Annotated in this window: 16 protein-coding genes and 1 pseudogene; 8 read left to right on the top strand and 9 right to left on the bottom strand. The window is 72.3% G+C overall.

The features are described 5' to 3' along the window. The 5 genes and pseudogenes from CG723_RS42605 to CG723_RS42585 form a co-directional block, all read left to right on the top strand. Positions 1–858 (top strand): annotated as a pseudogene (locus CG723_RS42605) (FHA domain-containing protein); the annotation flags it as partial. 211 nt (positions 859–1,069) lie between these two features. After that, positions 1,070–2,476 carry an ABC transporter substrate-binding protein gene (locus tag CG723_RS42600; protein WP_100598932.1) on the top strand — a complete coding sequence of 469 codons (1,407 nt, stop codon included), beginning with the start codon at positions 1,070–1,072 and terminating at the stop codon, positions 2,474–2,476. A 9-nt stretch (positions 2,477–2,485) separates the two neighbouring features. Continuing rightward, the gene (locus CG723_RS42595; protein WP_100598931.1) at positions 2,486–3,844 is read left to right on the top strand and encodes a carbohydrate ABC transporter permease; all 1,359 of its coding nucleotides are present in this window, start codon (positions 2,486–2,488) and stop codon (positions 3,842–3,844) included. Beyond that, on the top strand, positions 3,841–4,722 hold the full coding sequence (locus tag CG723_RS42590; protein ID WP_100598930.1) for a carbohydrate ABC transporter permease: 882 nt from the start codon (positions 3,841–3,843) through the stop codon (positions 4,720–4,722). The genes CG723_RS42595 and CG723_RS42590 overlap by 4 nt, the downstream gene beginning before the upstream one ends. A gap of 150 nt (positions 4,723–4,872) precedes the next feature. Beyond that, positions 4,873–7,092, top strand: a complete 2,220-nt coding sequence (locus CG723_RS42585) for a bifunctional glycosyltransferase/CDP-glycerol:glycerophosphate glycerophosphotransferase (RefSeq protein ID WP_100598929.1) — start codon at positions 4,873–4,875, stop codon at positions 7,090–7,092. Between the two features lie 24 nt (positions 7,093–7,116). Here CG723_RS42585 and CG723_RS42580 read toward each other — a convergent pair whose 3' ends face one another. From CG723_RS42580 to CG723_RS42540, 9 genes are all read right to left on the bottom strand, one after another. Continuing rightward, a complete protein-coding gene (locus tag CG723_RS42580) occupies positions 7,117–8,280 on the bottom strand; it encodes a glycosyltransferase (protein WP_100598928.1) in 1,164 nt (387 codons plus the stop codon). After that, positions 8,277–11,036 carry a bifunctional glycosyltransferase/CDP-glycerol:glycerophosphate glycerophosphotransferase gene (locus CG723_RS42575; RefSeq protein ID WP_100598927.1) on the bottom strand — a complete coding sequence of 920 codons (2,760 nt, stop codon included), beginning with the start codon at positions 11,034–11,036 and terminating at the stop codon, positions 8,277–8,279. The genes CG723_RS42580 and CG723_RS42575 overlap by 4 nt, the downstream gene beginning before the upstream one ends. Next, a complete protein-coding gene (locus CG723_RS42570) occupies positions 11,033–14,542 on the bottom strand; it encodes a bifunctional glycosyltransferase/CDP-glycerol:glycerophosphate glycerophosphotransferase (RefSeq protein ID WP_100598926.1) in 3,510 nt (1,169 codons plus the stop codon). The genes CG723_RS42575 and CG723_RS42570 overlap by 4 nt, the downstream gene beginning before the upstream one ends. Positions 14,543–14,747: 205 nt before the next feature. Next, positions 14,748–15,569, bottom strand: a complete 822-nt coding sequence (locus CG723_RS42565) for a TylF/MycF/NovP-related O-methyltransferase (RefSeq protein ID WP_100598925.1) — start codon at positions 15,567–15,569, stop codon at positions 14,748–14,750. 33 nt (positions 15,570–15,602) lie between these two features. Then, positions 15,603–16,346: a methyltransferase domain-containing protein gene (locus CG723_RS42560; RefSeq protein ID WP_100598924.1), complete on the bottom strand. Its 744-nt coding sequence runs from the start codon at positions 16,344–16,346 to the stop codon at positions 15,603–15,605. A 64-nt stretch (positions 16,347–16,410) separates the two neighbouring features. Further along, positions 16,411–17,550 (bottom strand): acyltransferase family protein, encoded by a 1,140-nt coding sequence (locus tag CG723_RS42555; RefSeq protein WP_234374831.1) that lies wholly within the window; start codon positions 17,548–17,550, stop codon positions 16,411–16,413. 196 nt (positions 17,551–17,746) lie between these two features. Then, positions 17,747–19,477: a hypothetical protein gene (locus CG723_RS42550; protein ID WP_159032682.1), complete on the bottom strand. Its 1,731-nt coding sequence runs from the start codon at positions 19,475–19,477 to the stop codon at positions 17,747–17,749. Then, positions 19,474–21,078 (bottom strand): glycosyltransferase family 39 protein, encoded by a 1,605-nt coding sequence (locus CG723_RS42545; protein WP_159032681.1) that lies wholly within the window; start codon positions 21,076–21,078, stop codon positions 19,474–19,476. Before CG723_RS42545 ends, CG723_RS42550 begins: the two co-directional genes overlap by 4 nt. 346 nt (positions 21,079–21,424) lie before the next feature. Then, positions 21,425–21,838, bottom strand: a complete 414-nt coding sequence (locus tag CG723_RS42540; protein ID WP_100598921.1) for an organic hydroperoxide resistance protein — start codon at positions 21,836–21,838, stop codon at positions 21,425–21,427. Between the two features lie 137 nt (positions 21,839–21,975). Here CG723_RS42540 and CG723_RS42535 point away from each other — a divergent pair, with 137 nt between their 5' ends. The 3 genes from CG723_RS42535 to CG723_RS42525 all read left to right on the top strand — a co-directional run bounded on the left by CG723_RS42535 (position 21,976) and on the right by CG723_RS42525 (position 25,462). Next, positions 21,976–22,449 carry a MarR family winged helix-turn-helix transcriptional regulator gene (locus tag CG723_RS42535; RefSeq protein ID WP_100598920.1) on the top strand — a complete coding sequence of 158 codons (474 nt, stop codon included), beginning with the start codon at positions 21,976–21,978 and terminating at the stop codon, positions 22,447–22,449. 103 nt (positions 22,450–22,552) lie between these two features. Next, positions 22,553–23,791 (top strand): glycosyltransferase family 87 protein, encoded by a 1,239-nt coding sequence (locus CG723_RS42530; protein ID WP_234374830.1) that lies wholly within the window; start codon positions 22,553–22,555, stop codon positions 23,789–23,791. Between the two features lie 48 nt (positions 23,792–23,839). Next, entirely contained in the window at positions 23,840–25,462 is a 1,623-nt protein-coding gene (locus tag CG723_RS42525; RefSeq protein WP_100598918.1) for a glycosyltransferase family 2 protein, read from the top strand. Positions 25,463–25,495: the final 33 nt, after the last annotated feature.

Raw genomic sequence — 25,495 nt, 5'->3', positions numbered from 1 at the left:
CGCGCACGGCAGCTACAAGAACGGCGGCACCGGCACGGCCGGCAAGCTCACCGTCGCGACGGACTGCGCGTCTGCACGGACCTGCCGCACGTCACGACCCATCTGGCCGCCAACGACCCGGTGCGCATGCGGGAGTTCGCCCAGTCGCTCGCCGCCGAGCTGAAGCGCCGCGCCGAGCTGCTCGGGCGCCAGCACTTCGCCGAGTGGCACACCCAGCGCGAGGTGTCGGGCCGGCTGGTCGCCCAGCGCCCCGGGCCGCCCCGCACGGCCGACCAGGGCGCCGGGGACCTGGACACGCCGCCCAGTTCGACCCTGCGCCTGCGGCCCGCCGCTGCCCGCAAGGAGGCCGATCCGGCCCCGCCCCTGCCCCGTCTCGTGGTCCTGGTGGACGACCTGGACGCGCTGCTCTCGCCCCCGCTCGGCTCGCCGGGGCGACCCGCCGCGGGATCGGTCGTACGGGCCCTGGAGGCCGTCGTCCGGGACGGCGAGCGTCTGGGGGTGCATCTGGTCGCGGCCCGCGCGTCCGCTTCCGAGCCGGCGTGGGGCGTGGCCCTACGGGTCGTGCTCGACGCCCCGTCGGCCGGTCCCGACGACCCGGCGCCCGGCCGCGGCCGGCTCTCCGGCGCCGACGGACGCGAGCTGGCGTTCCAGGCGGGCCGGGTCACGGGGCGGATCCCCCGTACGGCCACGCAGCGGCCCACGGTGGTGCCGCTCGACTGGACACGGATGGGCGACCCGCCGGCCCGGCGCCCCGTAAGGGAGCTGGGGAACGGGCCGACCGATCTCGCCCTGCTGGCCAGCGCACTGGAGCGGGCCGCCCGTTCCGTCGCGGCGCAGGAGGTACCGTCGCTTCTGTGACGGGACCTCCGGCAGGACGGCCCGGAAATTTCCGACTCCCCATGTTCGAGGCCGACATCACGACCCCGTCACGATCTTGGAGCTGACACCGCAGGCGCCCTTGCCTGTCCTCCCTGGCCGGGCGTAGAACCAGACGCCACGGGACAGCGCACGTACGTACGTTCAGCGTTCGGTGCGTACGTTCAGCGTTCGGGACGAGAACGGGGCAGCGATGCGCAGCATTCGTACACGCACGACATCAAGGGCGTCGAGGACGTCCGGGGCCGCGAAAGCCGCAGCGGCAGCTCTGACCGCGGGCGCCCTCGCGCTGACACTGGCCGCCTGTGGCGGCGGGGACGGCAAGGACAAGAGCGGCAAGGACACGGGCGGCGGCGGCGAGAGCAGCAGCGCCTCCGTCAAGCTGCCCAAGCTCGACGGGCAGACCCTGGAGGTCGCGGCCGTCTGGACCGGGCCGGAACAGGACAACTTCACCAAGGTCCTCAAAGAGTTCGAGAAGCGCACCGGCGCCAAGGTCAACTTCGTGCCGACGGGCAACAACACCGCCACGTTCCTCAGTACGAAGATCGAGGGCGGCAAGCCGCCGGACGTGGCGTTCCTGCCGCAGGTCGGCGTGCTGCACCAGTTCGCCGACAAGGGCTGGATCAAGCCGCTGGGCAGTGACGCGCAGGCCCAGGTCGACAAGAACTTCTCGGCCGGGTGGAAGAACCTCGGGGCGTACAAGGGCAAGCAGTACGGCGTCTATGTGAAGGCCGCCAACAAGTCGCTGGTCTGGTACAACACCGCCGCGTTCGAGGCGGCCGGGATCTCCAAGACCCCGAAGACGTGGGACGACTTCCTGTCCACCGCGCAGACCCTGTCCGACGCCGGCTCCCCCGCCGTCTCCATCGGCGGCGCGGACGGCTGGACGCTCACCGACTGGTTCGAGAACATCTACCTCTCCCAGGCGGGCCCGGAGAAGTACGACCAGCTCGCCACCCACAAGATCAAGTGGACGGACCCCTCCGTGAAGGAGGCGCTGACCACGCTCGCCCAGCTGTGGGGCAAGGACGACCTGATCGCGGGCGGCCGCAAGGGCGCGCTCGGCACGGAGTTCCCGAAGTCCGTCACACAGACGTTCTCCGGTGACACCCCCGCGGCCATGGTCTACGAGGGCGACTTCGTGACCGCCAACATCAACGCCGACACCAAGGCCAAGGTCGGCACGGACGCCAAGGTCTTCCCGTTCCCGGCGGTCGGCGACAAGGCCCCCGTGGTCAGCGGCGGCGACGTGGCGGTGGCGCTCAAGGGCGGCGAGGGCGCCCAGGCGCTCGTCACGTTCCTCTCCTCGACCGACGCGGCCGAGATCTGGGCGGCGCAGGGCGGCTACATCTCCCCCAACAAGGAGATGGACACCGCCAAGTACAAGGACGCGGTCACCCGGGACATCGCGAAGGCGCTGCTCGCGGCGGGCGACGACTTCCGCTTCGACATGTCCGACCAGGCGCCCGCGGCGTTCGGCGGCACGCAGGGCGTCGGCGAGTGGAAGGGTCTCCAGGACTTCCTGAAGAACCCGAAGGACGTCGCCGGGACCCAGCGCCAACTCGAGGCCGACGCCGCCAAGGCGTACAAGAACGGCTGACGGCGCGGTATGTCGTCCTCCGTGGCGAAGGCGGGGGGCGCCGGCGCACTGCCGCCGGCGCCGTCCGGAACACCGCGCAAGAGCGTGATCGGGACCCGGCCGTGGGTGGCGGCGCTGTTTCTGCTGCCCGCGCTCGTCCTGCTCGGCGCGCTCGTGGTCTACCCGATCGGGTACTCGGTCTGGCGCAGCCTCTACGACTCCGGCGGCTCGGAATTCGTCGGCCTCGACAACTACAGCGACATCTTCCGCGACCACCAGACGCTGATCGCCGTCAGGAACACGGCGATCTGGGTGGCCGTGGCGCCGGCCCTGTGCACGGCGCTCGGCCTGATCTTCGCGGTGCTGACCGAACGGGTGCGCTGGGGCACGGCGTTCAAGCTGATCGTCTTCATGCCGATGGCGATCTCGATGCTGGCGGCGGGCATCATCTTCCGCCTGGTCTACGAGCAGGACCCGAACCAGGGCGCGGCCAACGCGATCGTGACGTCCGTGCACGACGCGTTCGCCGACGCCTCCGTGTACCCCAAGGCGCGACCTGCCATCGGCAGCGACCTGAAGGCGTCCGGCGGCGGTTCGTTCATGACGAAGCAGACCGCTCAGGCCGGTACCCCGGCGTTCCTGCCGCTCGTCGGTATCGCACCCGACAAGGTGCCCGGCAGCCCGCAGAACGCCAAGCCGGCGAGCGCCGGGGGCGACAAGGTCACCGGGACGGTCTGGCTGGACTTCAAGCTCGGCGGGGGCGGCGAGAAGGGCGCCGTCGACGCGGGCGAGAAGGCCCTGAAGGGCGTCAAGGTGGAGGCGGTGAAGGGCGGCAAGGTCGTCGCGTCCACCACCAGCGGCGACGACGGCACGTTCACCCTGCCCAAGTCGGCCGACGGAGCCCAACTCCGGCTGCCGGGCTCGAACTTCGCGACCGCCTACAACGGCGTCGAGTGGCTCGGCCCGGCCCTGGTGACGCCGTCGATCATCGGCGCGTACGCCTGGATGTGGGCGGGCTTCGCGATGGTCCTGATCGCGGCCGGGCTCGCGGGCATCGACCGTAACCTCCTGGAGGCCGCGCGCGTCGACGGGGCGAACGAGTGGCAGGTGTTCCGCAAGGTCACCGTGCCGCTGCTCGCGCCGGTCCTCACCGTCGTCCTGGTCACGCTGATGATCAACGTGATGAAGATCTTCGACCTGATCTACATCATCGCGCCGCAGCCGTCCCAGGACGACGCCAACGTCCTGGCCCTCCAGCTGTTCCTGTCCGCGTTCGGCGGCCAGGGGAACTTCGGCGCGGGCAGCGCGATCGGCGTGCTGCTCCTGCTGCTCGTCCTCCCGGTGATGTGGGTCAACATCCGCCGGCTGCGGAAGGAGCGTCAGCGGTGACCGCACTCGACACGTCCGTGCGCGCCAAGCGTTCGCTCGCCGCCCGGATCGCGAGCGGCGCGGCGGGCGGAGCGCTGCGCGCCTTCCTGCTCGTGGTCGGCCTGTTCTGGCTGGTGCCGACCTTCGGGCTGCTGGTCTCCTCGTTCCGCGATCCGACGGACATCGCCGCGTCGGGCTGGTGGAAGGTCTTCACCGCTCCGGCCCAGCTGACGACCAAGAGCTATCAGACGCTCCTGGAGAAGGACGAGATCACCCACGCCCTGTTCAACACGATCTGGATCACGGTCCCGGCGACGCTCCTCGTCGTGATCATCGGGTCGATGGCCGGATACGCCTTCGCCTGCATGGACTTCAAGGGCCGCGACGGCTGGTTCATGGCGGTCGTCGGGCTGCTCGTGGTGCCGGTGCAGGTGGCGCTGATCCCGCTGTCCGAACTCTTCGGGAAGATCGGCATCTTCGGCAGCATCATCGGCGTCATCCTGTTCCACGTCGGCTTCGGGCTGCCGTTCGCGATCTTCCTGCTGCGCAACTTCTTCGCGGAGATCCCCCGTGAACTCCTGGAGGCGGCACGGCTCGACGGGGCGGGAGAGGCGCGGCTCTTCGCCACGGTGGTCCTGCCGCTCGGCGGCCCGGCCATCGCGTCGCTCGGCATCTTCCAGTTCCTGTGGGTGTGGAACGACATGCTGGTCGCGCTGATCTTCTCCGACTCCGGCTCGCAGCCGCTGACGGTCGCGCTCCAGCAGCAGGTGCGGCAGTTCAGCGGGAACATCGAGATCCTGGCGCCCGGCGCCTTCATCTCGATGGTGATCCCGCTGGCCGTGTTCTTCGCCTTCCAGCGGCAGTTCGTGTCCGGTGTGATGGCAGGAGCGGTGAAATAGCCGCACCCGCAGGCGAATTGGGGGGCGGACCGGTCACGGTTCGCCCCTCTTCGGCTACCGAGAGGTCCCTCGTATGCCACATCTGGCGTAACCGGATCACTCCATCGGCCGTTTCCGGGCAGTATGCCCGTGCCGACCCATGGATGTGCCTTGCCCCGGTTCAGTGTCATCGTCCCCGTGTACAAGGTGCAGGCCTACCTGCACGCGTGCCTCGAATCCGTTCTGGAACAGTCGTGTTCCGATCTTGAGGTGATCGCGGTCGACGACTGCTCGCCGGACGCGAGCGGCGCGATCGCCGACGAGTTCGCGGCGCGGGACAAGCGGGTGCGGACGGTGCGTCTGCCGGAGAACGTGGGGCTCGGCCGTGCCCGCAACGCCGGCCTCGAACACGCCACCGGGGACTACGTCCTCTTCCTCGACAGCGACGACACCCTCACGCCGGGCGCGCTCCAGGCGATCACGGACCGCATCGAGGAGACCGGCGGCCCCGACGTCCTGGTCTACGACTACGCCCGCACGTACTGGACGGGCGAGGCCGTGCGCAACCAGTACGCGGACCGTCTCACGCAGGACGGACCGGCGCCGTTCGCGCTCGTCGACCGCCCCGAGATCCTCCAACTCCTCATGGTGGTCTGGAACAAGGCGTACCGGCGTGCCTTCATCGAGGAGCAGGGCTTCACCTTCCCGCCCGGCTACTACGAGGACACCCCCTGGACCTATCCGGTCCTGATGTCGGCGCGGACGATCGCCACCCTCGACCGGGTCTGCGTCCACTACCGCCAGCGCCGCCGGGGCAACATCCTGGGCACCACCTCCCGCGCGCACTTCGACGTCTTCGAGCAGTACGACCGTGTCTTCGCGTTCCTCGACGCGCACCCCGACCTCGCGTCCGTGTGGCGCCCGTTGCTGTTCCGGCGGATGGTCGAGCACTTCGCCACGGTGTTCACGAACCCGGACCGGCTGGCGCGCGGCACCCGCCCCGACTTCCTGCGCAGGGCCCGCGCGCACTACCGCCGTTACCGCGTCCCCGGCGCGCCCGTCGCCGCCCGCGACCGCCTCCGGCACGGCCTGGTGCGGCTCGGTTCGCACCGCACGTACCGGTCGCTGGCCGCGGCGATGCGCTTCGTGCGGCGGGTCCGGGGGTTCACGGACCGGGTGCGGCGTACGGCCCGGGCGGCCGTCCTCCAGGCGCACTACCGCGTGCAGCTGCGGCTCCCGGTGCGCGCGGACCGGGCCGTGTTCTCCAGCTACTGGGGGCGCGGCTACGGCTGCAACCCGGGCGCTCTGGAAGCCGCGTTCCGCGCGCACGCGCCGCACGTCGCCACCGCGTGGATCGCCGGCCCCGAGCACCACCACACCCTGCCGTCCGGCACCCGCGCCCTGAGTCCCGGGACCGCCGCCTACTGGACGGCGCTGGCCCGCTCCAAGTACCTGGTCAACAACGTCAACTTCGACCGCAGGCTGGTCAAGCGCCCCGGCCAGGTCCTGATCCAGACGCAGCACGGCACGCCCCTGAAGAAGATGGGCCTCGACCTCCAGGACCACCCGGCGGCGGCCCGCGGCCAGGACTTCGACCAGCTCCTGCGCTCCGTCGACACCTGGGACTACGTCCTGTCCGCCAACCGGCACTCCACCCTCGTGTGGGAGCGCGTCTACCCCTCCGCGTACACGACGCTGGAGTACGGCTATCCGCGCAACGACGCCTTCCACCGGGCGAGTTCGCGGGACATGGCCCGCATCCGCGAGAGCCTCGGCATCCCGGAGGGCGCGACGGCGATCCTGTACGCGCCCACCCACCGCGACTACCGCCGCACCCAGCGCTGCGCTCTCGACCTGGAGCGGGTGCTGCGCCGGCTCGGCACGGACTTCGTCGTCCTGACCCGCGCCCACCCACTGCACCAGGCACCTTTCGCGCAGGGCACCGGCCGTGTCGTCGACGTCTCCGACCATCCGAGCGTCGAGTCGCTGTGCCTTGCGGCGGACGCGCTCGTCACCGACTACTCGTCCCTGATGTTCGACTACGCCAACCTCGACCGGCCCATCGTGATCCACGCCGACGACTGGGAGGCGTACGAGGCGTCGCGCGGCACGTACTTCGACCTGCGCACGTCCCCGCCCGGCGCCGTCGCCCGCAGCGAGGACGAGCTGATCGACATCTTCACGACAGGGCACTGGCGCGGCTCGCGCTCGGCGCAGCTGCGGGCCGCGTTCCGCGAGCGGTTCTGCCCGTACGACGACGGGCGGGCGGCCGAGCGGGTCGTGCGGCACGTCGTGCTCGGCGAGGACGAGGCGGCGCGGTCCGTGCGCGAGGTGCCACTCGCCGGGCCGCGCCCGGAGCCCGCGGACGAGCGGGTCGGCCCGCGCGCCTGAGCACGGAAGGCGCGGGGCCGGGCCTCACCGCTCCAGCAGGGCGAACAGCTCCTCCCAGCGTTCGAGGACGCGCTCCTCGGAGAACCGCTGCACATTGACCCTGGCCCGCTCCCCCATCGCGTCCCGCATCCGCGGGTTGCCGGTGAGGCGCAGGAGGCGATCGGCGAGGGCGGCGGTGTCGCCGGGGGGTGCGAGGAGGCCGTCCTCGCCGTCGCGCACGATCTCCCGCACCCCGGGCGCGCAGTCGAACGCGGCGCACGGCACGGCGCTCGCCATGGCCTCCATCAGCGCGAGGGGGAATCCCTCGCCGCGCGACGACTGGACGAACACGGCGCTTCCGGCGAGCGCCCCCGCCACGTCGTCCGTGCGGCCCATCCACTCCACCGAGCCGTCGAGGCCCAGCTCGGTGCACTGGCGCCGCAGGTCCGGCTCGTCGGCCCCGGCACCATAGATCCGCAGGGTCCAGCCGGGCCGGCGCGGGGCGACCTCGGCCCAGGTGTCGACGAGCATGTCGATGCCCTTCTGGTCGGCGAGGCGGCCGATGCTGCACACGACCTTCGCGGTGCGTGGCGAGGGGATCTCGGGCAGGTGGGCGAGGGCGTTCGGCATGGCGCCGACGTTGTGCATGCCGTCGGCGATCCAGTCGTCGGCGTCCTCCTGGGTGAGGGCGAGCCAGCGGTCGGCGGACGGGTAGTTCCGCCTGATCCAGCGGTAGCGGTGGCAGGCCCGCGAGTAAGCGTACGACTCGTGGCTCATGCCGATGATCCGCAGACCGGCGGTGTCCGCCTCGCGCAGCCACTCCATGGGCCACACCTGGGTGACGACGGCCACGGCGCCGGGCCGGGCGGCGCGGAAGAGTTCCGAGAGACGGGCGACGGCGCGCCCGCGGTCCGCGAGGCGCCGGGCTTCGCGGCGGTGCGCGGCGGGGCTGAGGCGGGCGAGGCCGCGCACGGGGCGCGGAGTCGGGGGGTGCGCGGGGTAGAGGCTGGTCACCTCGTAGCCGAGGTCGGCGGGGAGGGTGAGTTTGAGCTCCGCCTCGTGGACGCCGATGACGTGCACGCGGTGGCCCGCGCGCTGGAAGAGACGGGCCGTCTGGTGGGTCCAGGCGGTGACGCCGCCCAGTTCGTCGACGGTGTTGGCGACGAGGAAGAGGTCGCGGCCCGTGCGCGGGGCGGTCGTGGTGGTCATGCGCGGGCCTTCTTCCCGAGGATGAGGTCGGCGGCCGCGCGGGCGGCGCCGCCGTTGTCGTAGGAACCGAACTCGGCGGCGAACGCGCGGCGCGCGGCCTGCCACTCCCCGTCGGCCTTTTTGAGCCCGTCGAGGGTCCGCAGCAGTTCCTCCTGCGTCTCGACGACGGGCCCGCCGGCGCGCTTGCGCAGGTCGAAGTAGGCGCCGCGGTCGGCCGCGTAGGCATCGAGGTCCGGCGCGAAGTGCATGAGGGGCCGGTCGAGGAGGGCGTAGTCGAACATGATCGACGAGTAGTCGGTGATCAACACGTCGGCGAGGACGAGGAGTTCACTCACGTCGTGGTGGCCGGAGACGTCGATGACGGTGCCGGGCGGGGTGACGGGCAGGTTCGCCGCCTCCATGTAGTGGGCGCGCACGAGCAGCACGTGCGTGTCGCCGAGGCGTTGGGCGAATTCCCTCACATCGAGTGGCAGTTGGACGGTCCGCCCACTTTTCGGGACTCCGCGGAACGTGGGCGCGTACAGCACCACCGTGCGGTGGTCCGGGATACCGAGCTCCGTGGCGAGCGCCGGACGGGGGAAGCGGCCCTCGCGCTCGTCGCGCCCGCGGGCCTCCACCAGGCGGTCGTTGCGCGGGTAGCCGACCCGCAGCAGCCGCTCCTCGGGGATGCGGTAGGCGCGGGCGAGGGTCCGCACGTCGTGTTCCGAGCGGACCATGAAGTGGTCGAACCGGCCGACCGCGCGCCGCAGCTTCTCGCGTTCAGGCGCGTTCCGCGTCCTGTGCCGCGCCTCGTCGAACCCCATGCGCTTGTACGCGGATCCGTGCCACGTCTGCAGATACGTGGTGTGGCGCGGCTTGTCGAGGGCGTGCGGGAACCCCTGGTTGTCGACCCACCACTCGGCGCGGGCCAGGGCCCACAGATACCGCCAGGACCAGCGGCGTACGAGCCGGGAATCCGCCGGGAACCCGGCGCTCGACGTGGCATACGACCAGACGCAGCGCACCCGGGCGCCGCGCGCCAGGAGTTCCTCGTGCACGGCGCGCGGACTGTCCCCGTAGCTCTTGCCCATGTGGCTCTCGAAGACGACGAGTCCCTTGCTGACGGGCAGCCTGGCCAGGATCCGCCGGTACACGCGCAGCTTGACCCGCTGGGAGTGCAGCGCCTCGCGCTTCTTGTTCAGGGCGCGCAGCACGGGCTTCAGCTTGCGGGCGGGCCTGAAGTGGGTGACGTAGTGCAGGACGGCCTGCGCGGTGCGGGCCGCACGGCGGCGGGGCAGCAGGCAGACGGCCAGGTGATGCCTGGCCGTGACGTAGGGCTGCCAGGTGTCGGCGGTGAGGCGGGTCAGGCGGGGGCGGGCCGGGAGAGTGGTGGCCCGGGTGGGGACGGCCGCCTTGTCGGCGACCAGGTCGGTGGTGACGGAAACGCCGTCCACGGTGAGGACGAGCCGCGGGTCCCATACGCGGTCGCCGATGCCGCGCGGGCGCAGCGCGCCGGTAAGGGGCAGCTCGGTCCGCCACACGACACCCCCGTCCTCCTGGCCTACGTCTGCCACCGGCACGGAGAGCGTGTGCGCGCGGCCGCCTCGCACCGAGAGGTCGAGGCGGGCGGCGAGCGCGGGCCGGTCGTCCAGAAGGCCGAGCGGCACGACGAGCCGCCCCTCGACGGCGAGCACCGCGCCCTGACGCAGGCAGTGGGTGACGCGGTTCAGGAGACGGAGGTCGGTGAACTGCCGGTACTGGTGGCCGAGTTCGGTGACGTCGAACGTGTCGTCGTCGGCGTGCTCCGCGCTCCAGCGGACGCGTCCGCCGCCCGTCATGACGAGCGGGGAGACGACGGTGCCGGGCCGGGCCAGGGCGTACGCGGCGGCCTGCACGCCGTCGGCGTCCCCGTCGACGAGGAGTTGTACGCCGATGCGCTCGACGGGCGGCAGAGCGCGCAGCGCGTCCGGGGTGACGAGGCCTTGCAGGCTCGGCGCGAGAGAGTCCGCCGTCTCCCGGCGGTCTTCGGGGCCGAGCGCCAGAAAGGCGCGGACGCACGGGATGACGTGGTCGGTGAGGAAGGCGCTCTCGCGGGCCGTGCGCAGGGCGTCGCTGTCCAGGAGCTCCAGCGTGCCGCGCTGGGCGTCGGCGGCGCGGGGCAGGTCCCGTACCGGGTCGGCCGGGGCACATCCGGAGGTGATCAGGTTCGGGACGAGCGCGATGCGCCGGGCGGCGAGGGCGGCCCGCACGCCGAGGGGGGCCCGTCCGGCGCCGGACAGCGCGCCGAGCGCGCCGCGCCGTACGCAGAACCCGGCGCTCAGGCTGTCGCGCGTGACGAGTTCGGGCGCGTCCGCGAGGTCCTCGACGACGCGGGACCTGGCGTGCAGCTCCCTGTGCCAGGCGGGCGCCTTGTCCCAGCGTCCCGCGACGAGGTCGGCGTCCGTGCGGTGGCCCGCCTCGAGGAGGTTGCGGCAGGCGTGCCGTTCGAGCCGCTCGCCCGGGGCGGCGACCATGACGTACCGGCCGCGGGCGGCGGCGAGGCCCAGGTCGCGCAGGACGCACGCCGGGCTCTCGGCACCGGCGTGGACGAGCCGGATCCGGTGCGGATCGCCGGCCGCGAGCGACGCGGCCGTCTCGTCCGCCCCGCCCGTCACCAGGATGGCCTCGGTGCCGGCCAGGGTCTGGTCGAGCACGGACCGTACGGTGGCGCGCAGGGCGGCGGCATCCGTGCCGCAGACGACGACGCAGCTGATGTCGTACACCTCGGGCGTGCTCATCGGCGGCCTCCCGGCAGCATGGCGTCGGCGACATGCGCGGCAGCGTGCCCGTCGTCCAGGTCGCAGAACACCTCGCGGAATCGGCGGTACGCCTCCTTGTGCCCGGCGGTCGCGGCGGCCGGGTCGCGCAGCGCCTCGACGACCTCCTCGCCGGTGGTGAGCAGCGGTCCCGGCGCCTGCGCGACGAAGTCGAAGTAGAAGCCTCGGAGCGTGTCCCGGTAGTGGTCGAGGTCGTAGGTGTGGAAGAGCATCGGCCGGCCGGTCTGCGCGAAGTCGAACATCAGCGACGAGTAGTCGGTCACCAACACGTCGCTGATCAGGAGGAGTTCACCCACGTCCGGGTGACGGGTCACATCACGTACGAAGCCGGAAGCGGTGCCCGGGACGGTGCCGCCGACGAGGTAGTGGCGGCGCACGAGGAGGACGTGGTCCTCGCCGAGGGCCCGCTCGGCCGCCGCCAGGTCGAGCCGGAGGTCGAGCCCGTAACGGCCGCCCCTGCGCGGCTGGTTCTCGCGCCAGGTGGGGGCGTAGAGGACGACGCGCCGGCCCTCGGGGATGCCGAGGCGTTCGCGGACCGCGGCGGCGACCTTTGCGCGGTCCGCCGCGTGCAGCAGGTCGTTGCGCGGGTAGCCGGACTCCAGGACCTCGCCGTGGTAGCCGAACGCGCCCCGCAGGACGGGGGTGGAGAAGCGGTTCGGGGAGACGAGCAGGTTCCACTGCGCGGCGCGCTCCGGCAGCGTCGCGATGTAACGCTGGTCGCCGGAGGGGCTGTCCGCCAGGTCGCGGCCGATGCGCTTGAGCGGGGTGCCGTGCCAGGTCTGTACGACGTACTGGTCCTCGGCGCGCTCGAACCAGTCGGGCAGCTGCGTGTTGGTGACGACGTAGCGACTGCGGGCCAGGGCCTCGTACCACTCGGTGCTCCACAGCGCCACGGGCCTGCAGCTCGCGGGCACCGCGACCTGCTGGTCGCGCACGACCCAGAGATGCTCGAGGGGTTCGCCTCGGGCGACGAGCTCCTCGTGCACGGCGCGCGGCGAGTCCGAGTACTGGCGGCCGTCGAAGCTGGAGTACAGGACCGTGTCGGTGCGGGGCTCGACGCGCAGGGACGCGTAGCGGGTGCGCAGCGCGCCCTGCTGGGCGCCGCCGCGCTCCGTGACGGCGAGGCCGGATCCCGACCCGATGACGAGTCGGTCGTAGGAGCGGCGCCCGACGCGGAAGTCCCGGCCGCCCAGGGCCCGTACGAGGGGCAGGCTCTCGTGCACGGCGGGCGCGACATGGACCTGGCGGTACCGGCCGGGGTCGGTCTCGCCCGGTTCGCGCAGGAACAGGTGCCAGCGGCCCTCGGCGAGCGGCAGGACTCCGGCGGGGCCCGAGACCGCGACCGGACACAGCGCCGCGTCGAACCGCCCGCCGGACACCTCGACCGGAAGGACGGCCTCCTCGTCGTGGCCGCTGTGCTGGAGAAGCAGCTCCCACGCCGTCTCCGACTCGTCGGGGAAGCTGCCCCCGACGGTGAGCCGCCCGTCGTCGTCCCAGGCCAGGGTGTCGACGAGCGGCCGTACGGTCTGATTGCGCAGCTCGACGTTCCCGGCGGCGTTCGCGAGGACGAGGAGTTCGCGTCCGGCGCCGAGCTGGTGGCGGCCTGCCGGAGTGTCGGGGCGGACCGCGAGAACCGACCACTTGTCGTCCCCGCCCACGAGGCCGACGCCCCACGGGTCGGTCTTGCGGGGCGCGCCGGTGTCGTCGGTCCCGGCATCCGCGATCAGGTCGAGGCGCAGCTCGGCCGTGAAGGTGCGCCCCGAGCGCTCGACGGGGAGGTCGTACGCCTCCTTGGTGTGCCAGTTCTTGACGCGCAGCGCCGTGAGGTCTGCGGGCGCTCCCGGAGCGAGCTCGCCCTCCAGCCTGAGGGTGCCGCCGGACTCCTCGTGGCGCACGAGCCGGGCCTTCACGCGCTCGGCCCGCAGCCGGAGCCGGCCCTTGCTGAGCCGGGGAGTGATCCGCAGGAAGTCGTCCAGGTAGCGCACGGGCAGCTCGGCGAGCCCGCCCATCCGCACGGGCCCGGTGCGCAGCAGGCCGCCTCCGAACGCGGCCATCTCGACGTTCCAGACGGTGCTCGGCCGCTTGGTGACGAGCCGCGCCGGATCGATGACCGTCTCGAACCCGGACCGGTCGTAGCTGTGCAGCCCCTGCTTGGAGCGGTACGTCGCCTCGCGGGAGCGGACGGTACGGACCTTCAGGGGCACCGCGCGCCGCTTGCCCGCCCGCAGCCACGCGAACTTGGCGCGCGCCTCGACCCGGCCCGCCGGCAGGTTCCGTACATAGGCGAAGCCCTTGAGCCGCAGCCGTCCGTCCTCGTCCCAGGACGCCTCGGTGACGTGCGACTTCAGCGGAAGATCGGCCTTGCGGAGCGCGGTCACGCCGCGCGGCAGGGGCCCGGTGACGGGAGGGAACTGCGCCCTGCGCCTACGCGGCCCGCGCGCGAGGAACGTCGTGCCGTTGCTCTTCTCGTACGTCATGAACGCGAGCAGCTCGGTCAGGCGGCGCTCCCGGATGAGCTGCCACTTGACGCGCAGGGCCAGCGGAAGACCGGCGAGGACGGCCGGGTCGACGGTGTCCGCGAAGGAGCCGGCGTAGTCGAGGAAGGCCTCGTGGTACGCGGCGTCGCCGAGCGGCAGCGCCTCCATGAACAACCACAGATCCCCGGCGAGCACCGTCGCGTCGTAACGCCACTTGCCCGCCAGCCAGCCCGCGGCCTCCGGGGTGCCGGCCGTCTCGCGCGCCTTGTCCCCGAGGAAGCCGCTGGCCGAACGGACGGCGGCGGTGCGGTCGACGACGGCGCACGGCCTCGCCCGCCGGTTGGTGATGGAGCCGGGCCGGTCACGCCACAGATAGACGGGCCCGGACAGGACGTCGACGCTGCGGGCGAGGAAGTGCGCGGGCACGATGACCGGGATGTCCTCGAAGAGCACGCCCACGGGGAAGGCCAGTGCGTGGCGGTCCCAGAAGTCCCTGCGGAACACCTTGTTGCAGGCGATGCGGTCCCCGAGCAGGCCCCAGTGCCGGGTGACATGGGTGGCGGAGCGGTCGGTGGCCATCGCCTTGCGGAACATGGCCGACTGCTCGGTCGTCCCGTCGACGCGCAGCCGGTGCACGTTGCCGGTGGCGAAGTCGGAGCCCGACTCCGCCAGGGTGTCGAGCATGCGCTCGTACGCGTCGTGCGGCACCACGTCGTCACTGTCCACGAAGGCGAGATGCGTGCCCGTGGCCAAGGCCGCACCTGCGTTGCGCGCCGCTCCGAGGCCCGCGTTCCCCTGCCTGACGTAACGAAAGCGCCGGTCACGCCCGGCCATGGCGCGGGCGAGCACCGGACTCCCGTCGGTGGAGCCGTCGTCGACCATCACGACTTCGAGGTCGGGCATGGTCTGCGCGGCCAGCGACTCCAGGCAGGCATCGAGGTACGCCTCGACGTTGTAGATGGGGACGACGACGGTCAGTCGTGGTGTCATTCGCTGCGCACATTCCTTCCGGAGAACTGACGGGCACGGCTGCGCGACCCGCGAGGGACCTACTTGTTAACAACCCGCTCTGTCGATCCGGGTCACCACGCCTGAGCCATCCGGGTGATCACGCACGCGATCCCGCACAACGGGCCGGCGGGCGGCCGCGCTGCGCGGGATCGGTCGGGTCGGGGGTGCGGGGGCACGGGCCGGGTCAGGGCTTGACGGCGATGCGCCCCTCGTCCATACGCAGGAGCAGCAGCCGCTCGCCGGTCTTCTCCAGGAACTCGTCGACGGCCTGCCGCGAGCCCTGCCAGTAGCCGTAGTCGTCGATGAGGAGGACGCCACCGGGCACCAACCGGTCGTAGAGATGGTCGAGTTCGTGCTTGGTGGAGGCGTACCAGTCGGTGTCGAGGCGCAGGATCGAGATCTGCTCCGGGGCCTGCCGGGGGACGGTGTCCTCGACCCTGCCCTGGACGAAGTGGAGCCGGTCGGCGGGGTAAGGAACGTCCTGGAAACCGGACTTGACGTCGTCGAGGGTGGCGACGGCCCAGATCGGGCGGTCCTTGCCCTGGGCGGCGAGCAGTTCCTCGGCGGACTTTCCGTCGCGCCTGAGGTCCTCCTCGGTGGGCGGTGTCATGCCCTCGTACGTGTCGAAGAGGTAGAGGCCGCGCTCCGTGTCGCCCTGCGAGAGGAGGGTCTTGGCGCAGGCCTGCATCGACCCGCCGCGCCACACGCCGCACTCGACGATGTCGCCGGGGATGTTGTGTCTGACGATGTGACGGGTGGCGAGGATGAAGGCGTTGAGCCGCTCCGGTGAGGTCATCGTGTACGGCTTGACCGCACGGATGATGGCCTTCGCCTCGTCGTCGTAGTCCTCGGGGAGGACCAGGCCCTTGGGTTTCGGCGTCGGCCTGGGCGCCGAGGCCGCCGGCTCGGACGCGCGGGCCGCCTGCCGGGGAGCGGGCACCGGTACGCGGGTCAGCTGGTACCCGATGTGCTTGATGACGCCATTCACTGCGCTTCGCCATGCCATGCGCGGCACCTTACGTCCGGGATATTCCGCATGTCACTTTTCGTCAACCAGTAGGCGTTTCTCTCCATTTGATACGCCCGCGGGCCTGGGAACCGCCGCCGGCCGGCCGCATCGCTCCCGTCCCGCGAGCGGCGTCGGCAGCGGCACCCCGTCGACTCCGCCGACGCGATTGGCCCACCAGCGCGTCGTCGAGCGCACCAACGCCATGGTCAGACGCGGGTACTTGGCCGGCTTGCGGAAGACGCCGACGGTGTCGCCCCAGTAGGCGTGCTTGGCGTCGATGCTGCCGTAGGCGTGCCGGATGCCCTTCATCGGCGGGAAGTCGGTGTACACCTCGCTCAGTTCGAGACGTGTGTACGCGGCGAGGGCGCGCATCCCGTCCGGGTAATAGCGCCAGCAGTCCTGCGCGTCGTGCACATGGCCGCGCGAGGGGGCCGTGATGAACGCGGTGCCCTCCGGTTTGAGGACGCGGGCGATCTCCAGCATCGAGGCCCAGAAGAACGGGATGTGCTCGAAGGCCTGGCCGGAAATGAGGAAGTCGGCGCTGTTGGAGCGAACCGGGATGCGGTACGGCTTCGCCATCACCACGTCCACATTGCGCCCCTGCAGCACGTCGACGCCGACGTACTCGGTGTCGTACCCCTCCAAGAGCGACTTGTGGGTGCGCACCTGTCCGTCCGAGACCCGCGCGCCGAGGTCGACCACCCGCAGCCGCCGCCCGCGCGGCAGGTAGCTCCGGACACAGAGCTCCATCTGTTCGTACGCGGACTGGTGCATGGCGGCCTCCATCAAGGGGGTTGGGGTGACTTGATGGCTTTTCAACGCGCATGTCCGCGTGGGGTCACCGTGTGAGACGGCGCGGCGTGTGCCGGGACCACCACTTTCTGGCCGGTTCCTCGACGTACGTGAACAGCGCCCAGGACAGAGCGATCACCGCGACGGCGAGTCCGCACAGCGTGAACAGGGCGGAGTTGTCGGGCCGCATCCGGCCCCAGGTGTCCTGCACGTACCGGTTCAGCGTCTGGTGCAGCAGATAGAACGCGTACGACCACGCGCCGAGCAGCACCATGGGGCGCGAACAGAGCGCTCCGCGGCGCCCGGACAGCTCACGCTGGGCGTACGCGACGATGAAGAGCGCCGAGAACACGGCGACGAACGGCCGGACGGTCCATTCCAGTTGGCCCACCGTGTCCGGCGAGAACCAGACGATCCGGTGGCAGTACACGGCCGTGTACGCGGCGAAGGCGGCGAGCAGTGCGGCCGGGCGCAGGGCGATCCGGTGGCCGCGGCGCAGGGCGATCGCGCACACGAGGCCGACCGCGAACTCGGGAAGGCGCGTCACCGGGTGGCGCATGACCCATTCGCGGGCGAAGGGCGAAAGGTGCGCGGCGGCCCACCAGTTGACGGCCCACATGGCGGCGAGGCCGGACGCCGCGAGGAGCGCGAGGGTGCGGGTGCGCAGGCGCAGCGCGGGGCCGATCACCCACGGGAACAGGAGGTAGAAGAACACCTCGACACTGAGCGTCCAGGCCACGCCGTTGCCCGGGAACATCGGCACGACGCCGGGGAACCAGGTCTGCACGAGCAGCAGCGACGTGACGAAACTGAACGCGTCCGTGGGCACGCCGCCCCAGAGGTAGAACACCCAGATGCACGGGATCGTGGCGGCGAGATGCGCGGGCCAGATGCGGCCGGCGCGACGCCAGTAGAAGAGACCGCGACGCGTGCCGGGGCGGTGCCCCCAGGCCAGCAGAAACCCGGACAGCACGAAGAAGAACCCGACGCCGTTGACACCCATGGTCGAGTACGGGAAGAGCACGGGCGCCTGCGCGAGACCCTTGCCCGGGGCGAGTCCGGTGGTGTGGTGAACGAAGACGGCGAGGGCTGCGATGAAGCGCATCCCGGTCAGCGAATCGAGCCGCGGCGCGCGCGCATCCGCCCTGCGGGGGCGGGCGGGAGCGGGGAGAAGGGTGGCGGTCACAGGGCGGCTCCCTGTGCGGGGGTGAAGGGGGCGCGGCAGGCGCTGGTGTGGCCGGCCCGCGCAGGCGCGGAAGGAACCGTGTCCGTCACGGGGCGGCTCCCTGGCCCGGGGTGAGGGCTGTGGCGCCGCAGGCACCGGTGGCCGAGGCAGGGCTTGGCCCGGGCGGTCCGGGTGGGCGCGGGAAGCAGCGTGACCGTCACAGGGCAACCCCCTGCCCCGGGGTGAGGGTGGCGCCGCAGCCCCTGGTGTGGTCCTGGCTCGCGATCAGGCGGTCGAGGCGGGGTTTGGCCCAGGCGCGTACGGCGGTGATCCGGGCTGGGTCGGGGACGGCGTCGGCCCGGACGAAGTCACCGCCGTTCTGCTGCCGGTACAGCGGGACGTAACCGGCGTCCGCCAGGCGGGCGAGGGTCAGGCCCGGCTTGTCCACCCAGGCCTCATGGACGTGCAGGAGTTCGGGGCGCTCGGCGCGAAGGACATGGTCACGCAGGGCGCTCATGTCGCCGGAGGCGTACGCGTTCGCGATGCGGCGGTCCGTCAGGCCGGCCAGGTCCAGTACGCGCAGCCGCGTGGTGAGCAGCGTGCCGCCGAGGTCGGGCAGGGCGACGGTGGCGTGGCGCAGGCCGAGGCGCTCGGCGTACGTGTTGAACACCTGGCCGTAGCGTTCCGCGACGAAGCACATGGAGAGCGTCGGGTGAGCCTTGAACGAGGCCTCGCGGTCGGCCTGTCCCGCGTGCGAGAGCACGAGCGCACCGGTCAGCGCCGCGACGAAAACCGCTCTGCCGCGGGTCCCTTCCGCCTCCCACAGCACCACGGCCGACAGTGCGGCGACGGCCGCCGCCAGCACCCACACCGGCGTGGCGAACCGGTACAGGGCCATCCAGTCCCGGCCGAGCACCCCGTACGCGAGCAGCGACAGGAGCAGCGGCACGAGCAGCGCCACCAGGGCCCGCCGCCCCTTGCCGGGCCGCGTGAGGACGGCGCCGGCGCACAGCGCGCCGATCAGTGCGATGGCCCAGCCGGCGTACGTCAACAGGTCACCTGTCTGGGCGAGTTGGGCGAGCCGCGGGGTCTGCTGCGCCTTGGCGACCGCGGTGTTCGGCACCCACAGACCGAAGACGGCGTGCCGCCACAGCAGGAACGCCCCGTAGGGCACGGCGACGACACCTGCGTGCAGGGCCAGCGCGCGGACCGAGCGGGGCAGCTCGCGCCGGCGCACGAAGAGGGCCAGGACGAGGGGGTAGGCGCCCGCGAGTACGGCACCGTCGGGGCGGGTCAGCGCGGCGAGCAGGGCGATCGCGGCGACGGCAACTGCGGTGCGGGGGGCGGTGAGATCGCCACGGGTGACGCCCCGGACGAGGAGCGCGGCCGTCGCGGCGGCGCTCAGCCCGTACAGCGGATTCTCCAGGCCCGAGAAGGACCAGGCCACGTAGGACAGGTTCGTGGCGAGGGCCGTGCCCGCCAGGAGCGTCACCGCCCACGCGCGGCCGGGGAGCACGGCGCGGGCCGTCCACGCGATGCACGCGAGCGTGCCGGCCGTGCACAGCAGGGCGAGTGCTTTCGGGTAGAGCACGAGGTCGCTGACGCCCAGGAACGCGCCGTGGTCGAAGAGTCCGAGTCTGCGGCCGAGGGCCATCAGGGCGAGCCAGGACGGGTTGGAGTAGCCCTCCACGAGTGCGGCGCCCGGGAGTTGGACCGGGCCGAGGCCCTCGTCGACGCTGCGCGCGTACGCGAAGGTGACGGCGGCGTCGTCGACGATCCAGCGTCCGAGTCCCGCGGCCCTGACCGCGATCAGCGCCGTCGCGGCGAGGACGGCGGCGGGGTCGGCCCACCGGCGCGTGCGGGACGCGGGCGAGGCGCGTGCAGCGGGCACGGTCCGCGCGCGGTCGGGGCGGCGGTTGTCGAGGAGGGCGAGGAGCATGGCGTTCACGGTGACTCCAGCGTGGGCTCGGTGGGTGCGGCGGTCGCCCCGGCAGGCGGCCCCGCAGAGGCCGCGCACGTGGGCGCCGGGCCGCCCACACGCTCGTACAGGCGCAGCAGCCCGCTGCGGCGTCTCGACTCGGCGAGGGGCATGAAGTCCCGCTTCAGGAGCGCGAGTTTGGTGAGTTCGACGGGGTTGCGGGTGTGCCAGCCGGGGTGCCCCGCCTCCGCGTCGAAGAGGACCCAGACGCGGGACAGGCACGCCATCCGGGCGCGGAGTTCGGCGGGGCTCGCGTCCACGCCGTACAGGGTTCCGGAACGGGCGCCTGACGACTTCAGGGACACGTCGCGCACACCCGCGACCGCGCGCGGGTACGTCTCCGTCAGGCGTCGGCCGGTCTTCGGCACGTAGAGGAGTGCGTCGCCGGGCCGCAGGTCCCGCTCGGCCATGCGTGCCACGGCCCCGAAGTCGTCCCTGCGGCCCTCGGGCGACCGCTCGCGCAGCTGCGCCGGGAACTGCACCCAGAACGCCACCGCGACCAGGACGGCCCCGGCGGTCACCTGGATGTACCAGGAGGGCCGCACCCGGCCCGGCAGGCGCCGCAGGACCGCGTCCGCGCCCGCCGCCACCAGCAGGGGCAGCCCGGCGAACGCGAAGAACGTGTAGCGCGGCGCGTACAGCGGCTGCCACTGCGAGACGGTCAACAGCAGCGCGGGCGGCACCACGGCCAGCGGCAGCGCGACCGCCACGAGTCCGCACGCCCCCCGGCGGACCGAGGGGGCGAGCACCGCGGCGGCGGCGAGCAGGAGCGTGGTGTTGAAGACGGCACCGGGGTGCCCGGCGGCGAGCCGCAGCAACGCCTCCGCGTCCTCCCAGCCCGGCCTGCGGATCCACGCCACCTGGAAGCTCTGCCCCCGCGCCTCGTCGGCGAGGGGCAGGACCAGCAGGACGGCGGCAGTGGCGGCGGACGCCCAGCCCCGCCACAGCACGGGGGCGGCGCGTGAGACGAGGAGGGTGACGGCGTGCGCGGCGAGGACGAGCACGGCGAACTCGTGGAGCCACGCGGTCACCGTCACGAGCGCGGCGTACCCGGCCCAGGCGGGCCACGACGGATGCCGTACGCAGTGGACGAGCATGAGCGTCGCCGCGGCGGCGCCCGCCGCGACGATCGCGTACGAGCGGCCCTCCTGCGCGTAGTAGCCGGTGAACGGCGAGGCGGCGTAGAGGAGTCCGGCCCACAGGCCCACGCGGGGCCGGACCAGGCGGATCCCGAGCGCGGCGACGAGGCAGGCCGCCGCGGCCGCACCGAAGACGGACGGCAGTCGCATCAGGTAGGCGTCGGTCTGCCCGCCGAGCACGAAGTGGATCAGTACGTAGTAGAGGCCGTGGACGGCGTCGATGTTGCCGAGGAGATGGTGGATCTGGGGCAGGGAGCGGGTGGCGACGAGCATCGTCGCGGCCTCGTCCCGCCAGATCGTGCCGCGGTCGAGCCCCCAGAGCCCGAGGCCCACCATCACCAGGCCCGGCAGCAGGACCGCGGTCACGGCGGGTGCGGCGGCGGGAAGAGCCCTGGGGGTGCGGCCTCGCGGACCGTCCGAAGAGATGCGCACGCGCCGATACTGTCCCAAATGATCCGATTTGTGACGCAGCCTTGCCGTCATGGATCACGCGTGCGGCGCGGGATGGTGGCGGAGATACGGGACATAACGCCTGGCGACAGCGAGGCACGCCGCGCGACCGTCGAAGACCTCGCATCACCCGATCGAGTGGGCGAAGGCGCAGTTGCCGACCGGAGCGACCGGACCGGACCTGGCGGCCCCGCCCCGGCCCGGCCCCGTTCTCGACGAACGGGGCCGGGCCGACGCGTCGGCGCCGTACGCTCCCGCCGACCAGCCGTGCACTCCTGCCGGACTACTCGCCCTACTCGTCCTACTTGAACTACTTGAACTACTCGAACTACTCGACGACGAGCTCGACGTCGATGTTGCCGCGGGTCGCGTTCGAGTACGGGCAGACCTGGTGGGCCTGCTCGACGAGCTTGCGGCCGGTCTCGGCGTCGACCGTCTCCGGCAGCTCCACGCGCAGCGTCACCGCGAGCCCGAAGCCCTCACCCTGCTTGCCGATGCCGACCTCGGCGGTCACCGCGGCGTCACTGACGTCGACCTTCGCGGCGCGGCCGACGAGACCGAGCGCGCTGGCGAAACAGGCGGAGTACCCGGCGGCGAAGAGCTGCTCGGGGTTGGTGCCCTGACCGTTGCCGCCCATCTCCGTGGGGATGGCCAGCTGGAGGTCGAGGCGGCCGTCGGAGCTGACGGCGCGGCCGTCACGGCCATGAGTGGCGGTGGCTACGGCGGTGTAGATCGCTTCCATGAAAAACATCCTCCTGCGTGGGGCCGCGGTGACGTCCGCGGTGGAGTACGTGCTGCGCTGACGGATATAAGTAGAGCACGCAATTCAATTGTGCACAACCAAGTTGCGCACCGAGGCGTCCCGGCTACCCTGGAGCCATGACCACCGAGACGACCGAGACGCCCGGCGACGAGGAATTCCTGCGGCTCGACCGCCAGATCTGCTTCTCCCTGAACGCCGCGTCGCGCGCGTTCGGCGGCGTCTACCGCACGCTCCTCAAGGACCTGGGTCTGACCTACCCCCAGTACCTGGTCATGCTCGTGCTCTGGGAGGACGGCGAGCTGCCCGTGAAGCGGCTCGGGGAGCGGCTGCGGCTCGACTCGGGCACGCTGTCGCCGCTGCTCAAGCGGCTGGAGGCGGCCGGCCTCGTCCAGCGGGAGCGCAGCGCGCGCGACGAGCGCTCGGTGAACGTCCGGCCGACCGGCGCGGGCACCGAGCTGCGGGAGCGCGCGGCGCTGGTGCCGCGCCGGATCGCGGCCGCGACGGGGTTCGACCTGGCGGAGATCGAGGACATGCGCGCCCGCCTGGACCGCCTGACGAGGGCGCTGGACGGGGCGCCGCTGGACGCATAGTCGGGCCACCGGCGCCGGATGCAGCACCACTCCACCCGACACGAAAGCCGCATTATGGTGATTATCACCGCATATGCGGGTATTCGATCGTACGCTCGCGCAGGTGACGCTCGAGACTCAGCCGCCCACCACCTCAGCGCCCGTCCACGCGACCTGGGTCCGCCCAGGACCACTCGCACGGGCGGCGCTCCCCCTGACCTGGCTGGCCACCCGCGCCGCGATGCTCGTCCTGCTCGTCACGGACGAGCGCGCCCCGCTCGGCGTCGGAGGCATCGCGCACGAGGTGCACACGCTGTACGCCCGCTGGTACGCCACCCTCGCCGACGGCGCCTTCCCCGCCGGTGACGCGATGTGGCAGTACCCGCCCGGCGCGGGCCCCGTCCTCCTGGCGCCCGGCCTGATCCCCGGCCTCACGTACTTCCAGGGCTTCGTCGCACTCACGCTCGCCACGGACGCCCTGGTCACGCTCGTCCTCGCCCGGACCGGCGCGCGGCCGAGACGCAGTGCGGGCGGCGCCTGGCTGTGGGTGGCCGGGCTGCCGCTCCTGCTCCACATCCCGCTGGCCCGTTACGACATCGAGGTCACCGCGCTCGCCGTGTTCGCGCTGCTGCTCATGGGGCGGTTCCCGCGCGCGGGCGGCGTACTCGCGGCGTGCGGCGCGCTGGTGAAGGTGTGGCCGGCGCTCACCCTGCTCGGCACGCCCCGGGGACGTACCAGCCGGGAGGCGTGGACGGCGGCGCTCACCTCCGCCGTCGCGATCCTGCTGGCCCTCGCGGTCGCGTTCCGCTCGCCGTTCTCGTTCCTGCGCCACCAGGGCGAGCGGGGCGTGCAGATCGAGTCGCTGGGCGGCACGGTCCTGTCGTTCGCGCGGCGGGCGGGCTGGTCCGGACACATCCGCTACCAGTTCGGGGCGATGGAGTACGTCGGCCCACACGTGGGCGCGGTGGCCGCGGCCTCCCTGGTACTCACCGCCGTCGCGGCGGCGCTGCTGATGCTCTGGCGGCTGCGGGCGGTGAGCTGGAGCCCCGCGACGCCGTTCGACGCGGCCCTCTGCGCCGTCCTGCTCTTCACCGTCACCAGCCGCGTGATCAGCCCGCAGTACCTGATCTGGCTGCTCGGGCTCGCCGCGGTCTGCCTCACCTCGCGCCACACCACCCAGCGCCTCGTCGCCGTACTCGTCGTGGCAGCGGCCGGCCTGAGCGCGCTCGCGTACCCGGTCCTGTACCGCGACGTCGAGGCCGCCACCTGGACGGGCTCGCTGCTGATGCTGGCCCGCAACGGCCTGCTCCTCGGAGCTGCCGTCCTCTCGTTCCGTTCCCTCTGGAAGGGATCAGAGGCATAAGAACTTTACTTACCGGACAATTACCGCAAACGCCTAGGATTTCCTTCTGTGGAAGCAGTGCAGCCCGAGCCCCAGCAGCCGTCGCCCCCGCAGTCACAGGTTTCCGTCGTCGTCATCGGCTACAACGACGCCGCACGGGTCCCCGACGCCGTGCGCTCTGCCCTCTCCCAGGGCCCCGCGGTCCGCGAGGTGATCGCCGTCGACGACTGTTCGACGGACGGCAGCGGCGAGTTGCTCCGGCGCACGGCGGACGACGAGCCACGGCTGAAGGTGGTGCGCCGCGCCGCGAACAGCGGCGGCTGCGGCACCCCGCGCAACGACGGCATCGACACTGCCTCGGCCCCGTACGTCATGTTCCTGGACAGCGACGACGTGCTGCCGCCCGGCGCCGTCGACGCCCTGCTCGGCGCGGCGCTCGCCCACGGCACCGAGGTCGCCGCCGGCCTGTGCGTGCGCCGCGAACTCCCCTCGGGCCGCGACATCCCGTGGCAGCCGGAGCTGTACGCCGAGCCCGCCGTGGTCCCCCACCCTGAGCGCCGCCCCCGCCTCGTCCACGACACCCTCTGCGTCAACAAGCTCTACCGCACGGACTTCCTGCGCGAGCACGGGATCCGCTTCCCCGACGGCCGCTTCGTCTACGAGGACTTCGTGTTCACCGCGCGCGTGCTCGCCGCCGGACCGCGCATCGCGCTCGTCCCCGACACGGTCTACATCTGGAACGTGCGCCGTGACGCCGACCGCCTGTCGCTCTCCCTCGACCGGGCCGGACTCGACAACTGGACCGGCCGCATCGAAGCGCACCGCCAGTCCGTCGACATCCTCCTGACCGCCTCGCACAAGCGCCTGGCGCGCGCTGCCCGCACCCGTTTCCTCGACCACAGCCTGCGCATGTACGCCCGCGAGCTCGACCTGCGCAGCCCCGGGTACCGCGCCGAGTGGTGGGACAGCACCCGCGCCTACCTCGCCACGTTCGACACGGCCGACATCGACGCGGCGCCCGCCCCCGGCCGCGTCGTCGCCCGCGTGATCCTCGCCTCCGACCACCCGCGCGACCTGCCCCGCCTCAAGGAGGTGGCGGCGCGCCCCGCCCGGCTGCGCCCGCCCTACGCGCGCGCCGCGGACGGCACGCCGATCTGGTCCGACGACCTCCCCCAGGTGACCCTGGAGCACCTCCTCGTACGCCCCATGGGGCTCCTCCCCATCGCCATAGAGGCGGAACTGCGGCCACGCGCGCGTGGCTCACGGCTGCGGCTGCGCCTGCACGACCTGTACGGCCGCGTCGCCGAGGCGGGCCCCGCCACCGTCGACATCGAGGTCATCGACCGCCGGCGCCACCGCCCCGCCAGGCGCCGCACCGTGACCCTCGTGCCCGGGCGCGACGCCGGGACCTGGGAGGCCGAGACGTCCCTCGACCTGTCCGCGCTCGCCTCCGGCACCTGGGACCTGCGCCTCCATGTGAACTTCGCGGACGGCACGAGCCGCGACGCCGGCGCCCACGCCGTCACCGGCCCCGGCCTCCTGCGCCGCACCGCCCTGCCGAGCCTGCGCCACGGCATGCTGCTCGCCCATCCGTACGCGACCCACTCCGGCGCCCTCGCCGTACGCCTCGCACCGGGCGTACGCGGAGCCCTGGCGGTAGCACGCGGCCGCCTCAACCGCCTGGTTCACTAGGGCCGACCGCACGCGAACGTTCTTTCCGACTCG

Origin of the sequence: Streptomyces sp. CB01635, from assembly GCF_002803065.1 — a bacterium.
GTDB lineage: Bacteria > Actinomycetota > Actinomycetes > Streptomycetales > Streptomycetaceae > Streptomyces.
This window is presented reverse-complemented; position numbering and strand designations above follow the sequence as displayed.